2 protein-coding genes are annotated in these 2,497 nt (G+C 71.3%); both read right to left on the reverse strand.

Going from position 1 to position 2,497, the window contains the following annotated elements; translation table 11 throughout:
• Window positions 1–531 precede the first annotated feature (531 nt).
• Window positions 532–1,656 (reverse strand): glycerol dehydrogenase, encoded by a 1,125-nt coding sequence (locus FREUN1FDRAFT_RS38840; RefSeq protein ID WP_006545933.1) that lies wholly within the window; start codon window positions 1,654–1,656, stop codon window positions 532–534.
• Window positions 1,657–1,796: 140 nt separating this feature from the next.
• Window positions 1,797–2,497, reverse strand: a 701-nt coding sequence (locus FREUN1FDRAFT_RS38845) for a thiamine pyrophosphate-dependent enzyme (RefSeq protein ID WP_006545934.1), incomplete at its 5' end; no start/stop codon positions are given.

The following is a 2,497-nucleotide window of genomic DNA, read 5'->3' on the forward strand; positions in this document are numbered from 1 at the left end:
GGCGGATCGCGAGGCGGGCAGTGGTGTTGACGCTCATGGGAGAGTCCCCTCCGCGCTCGGACCACCACAGGGGATCAGGCCCGAGACGCACTCCAGAGCAGGCCGCGAAGGGAAGAACCCACGGCGGCCCGGACCGACACGTCGCTGAGGGACCGCACCTGCCGGAGAAGAACCCGGGAGATCACCAGCACCCGGGTGTCATGGACGCGGGTCGGAGCCACTGGTCGCGTGAACCACCCCACGAGCGGAGGAGGAAAGGACCAGGCCGACCGCCAGGCTGATCGTCAGCCGGCGCCCACCAGCAGGAAGCGGCCGTTACTGGAGCACCCGCCAGGACTCACAGCGGCCACCTCCTCTGGTCAGCCTCAGTAGAGGATGGGAAATCTGTTGTCAAGGATAGCCGGCCCTCGCGATTGTTCTGCTATCGGGTCGCCCGTGACCTCTGTCGCCCTTCCGTCGCCTGTCGTGCGCTGGTCAGCGGCCCTGGTGTGGACGGACGATCGAGGAAGGCTCAGGAAGGCCCGGGAAGGCTCAGTGGGTGGCACGGCTGGTACGGCTGGTGAGACTGGCACGTCCGGCGGCGTCCGCGGCCAGGATGGCGTCGACGAGCGTCGGCGGGTCGAGATCGAACGGCTCGTTGTGCGCGGTCTCGCCCTCGGCGAGCGCCCGCACGGCGATGCTTCGCAGCAGCTCGATCGGCGGATCAGCCAGCCCGACCTGCGCCAGCGTGCGGGGCAGCCCCACCTGCGCGCAGAACGCGAGGATCTCGGCCAGTTCGTCCTCCGCCCGCCCCTCCACCACCAGCTGGACCAGCAGCCCGAAGGCGACCTTCTCGCCGTGCAGGAAGCGATGGGTCTCGGCCGCCACCGTCAGCCCGTTGTGCACCGAGTGGGCCACCGCGAGGCCACCGGACTCGAAGCCGAGACCGGAAAGCAGCGTGTTCGCCTCGACGAGCCGCTCGACGGCCGGGGTCACCGCCCCGGCCCGGACCGCCCGGATCGCGGCCGCGGCGTCGTCGAACAGGATGCGTCGGCACAGCTCGGCCAGTGCACCGGCGCTGGCCGTCTGGGCACCGTGCAGCTGGTTGGCCCGTCGGGCCTCCCGGACGGTGCGAGCCTCGTACCAGGTGGCGATCGCGTCGCCGATCCCGGCGACCAGCAGCCGGGCCGGCGCCGCGGCGATCGCGGTCGTGTCGACCAGCACCAGATCAGGATTGCGCGGATAGAACAGGTAACGCTCGAACGCTCCGTCGGGGGAGTACACGACGGACAAGGCGCTGCACGGCGCGTCGCTGGACGCGGTCGTCGGGCAGTTCACCACCGGGACGTCGAGCGCCGCCGCCGCGGCCCGAGCGGTGTCGAGCACCTTGCCGCCGCCGGCACCCACGATCACCGTCGCCTCCGGGTCACGCGCGGTCGAGAGCACCCGGTCGATCTCCTGGTCGCTGCACTCGCCGCCGAACAGGTGCACCGTGTACGGGATGCCCGCGCCGTCCAGACTGGTCCGCCAGGTGTCCTCCAGCAGCCGCAGCGGCGCCGCGCTGGTCACGATCACCGCCGGCCCGGTGAGCCCGAGCCGGGCCATCTCGGGACCGAGCGCGGCGGTGGCGTCCCGCCCCTGGACGTAACGACCCGGCGACCCGAACACGGCGAGCATGGACGGACACGGTAGCCGCAGGCCGGCTACCTGCGCAGGGAAATGCCCAGGGGCCTGTGGTCCGCCAACGCCTCCGACGTCGTCTCCTCGTCTCCTCCTCTCTTCGCCCTCTCTTCGCCTCTTCGTCTTTCTGTCCCGGGTCAGCGCAGGGAGGCTCGCTGCGGCCGGGTGGGCACCACGATCACGGTGGTCGTGTCCGCCTCCAGCGCGGCGGTGAGCTCCTTCTCCAACTCGGCCCGGGTGGAGACGTCGACCGCCCGGCAGCCGAAGCCGTGTGCCAGCGACGCGATGGCCAGGCCGGGCAGGTCGAGACCGGGCACGCCGGCCGTGCGCTCCAGCTCCGCGAACGACTTGAGGATCGAATACTCGTTGTTCTGCAGGACGACGAAGACGATCGGCAGCGAGTGCTGCGTCGCCGTCCACAACGCCTGCACGGAGTACTGGAAGGCCCCGTCGCCGATGATGCCGATGACCGGGCGGTGGACCCCGCGATCCCGATCACCGAGGGCCACCCCGACGGCGGCGGGAACCGCCCAGCCGAGGCCTCCGCTGGCGTTCGCGAAGAACGAGGCGGGCTCGATCACCGGTAGCCATTCGACCTGTTCGCCGATGGTGGACGTCGATTCGTAGACGAGCGCCGCGTTTCGCGGGCGGCTGGCGTTGATGACCGCGTGCACCTCGTCCGCGCAGAGCGGGCCGCCTGCGGTCTCCGGCCGATCCGGTGCGTGCCGCGGTGGCCGCGGCTGGGCCCGTGCTTGGAACCGGGTTTGCGGCGGCTGCTGGTGCTGGACGTGCTCGACGTGCTGGGGCGTGGGGAGTGGGGAGTGCTGGTGCTGGGGCG

Source organism: Parafrankia sp. EUN1f (assembly GCF_000177675.1).
GTDB lineage: Bacteria > Actinomycetota > Actinomycetes > Frankiales > Frankiaceae > Parafrankia.

What these genes read in the sequence shown, in the direction of transcription:
- FREUN1FDRAFT_RS38840 (WP_006545933.1), bottom strand. Translation starts at nt 1,656, where the DNA reads ATGCTCGCCGTGTTCGGGTCGCCGGGTCGTTACGTCCAGGGGCGGGAC.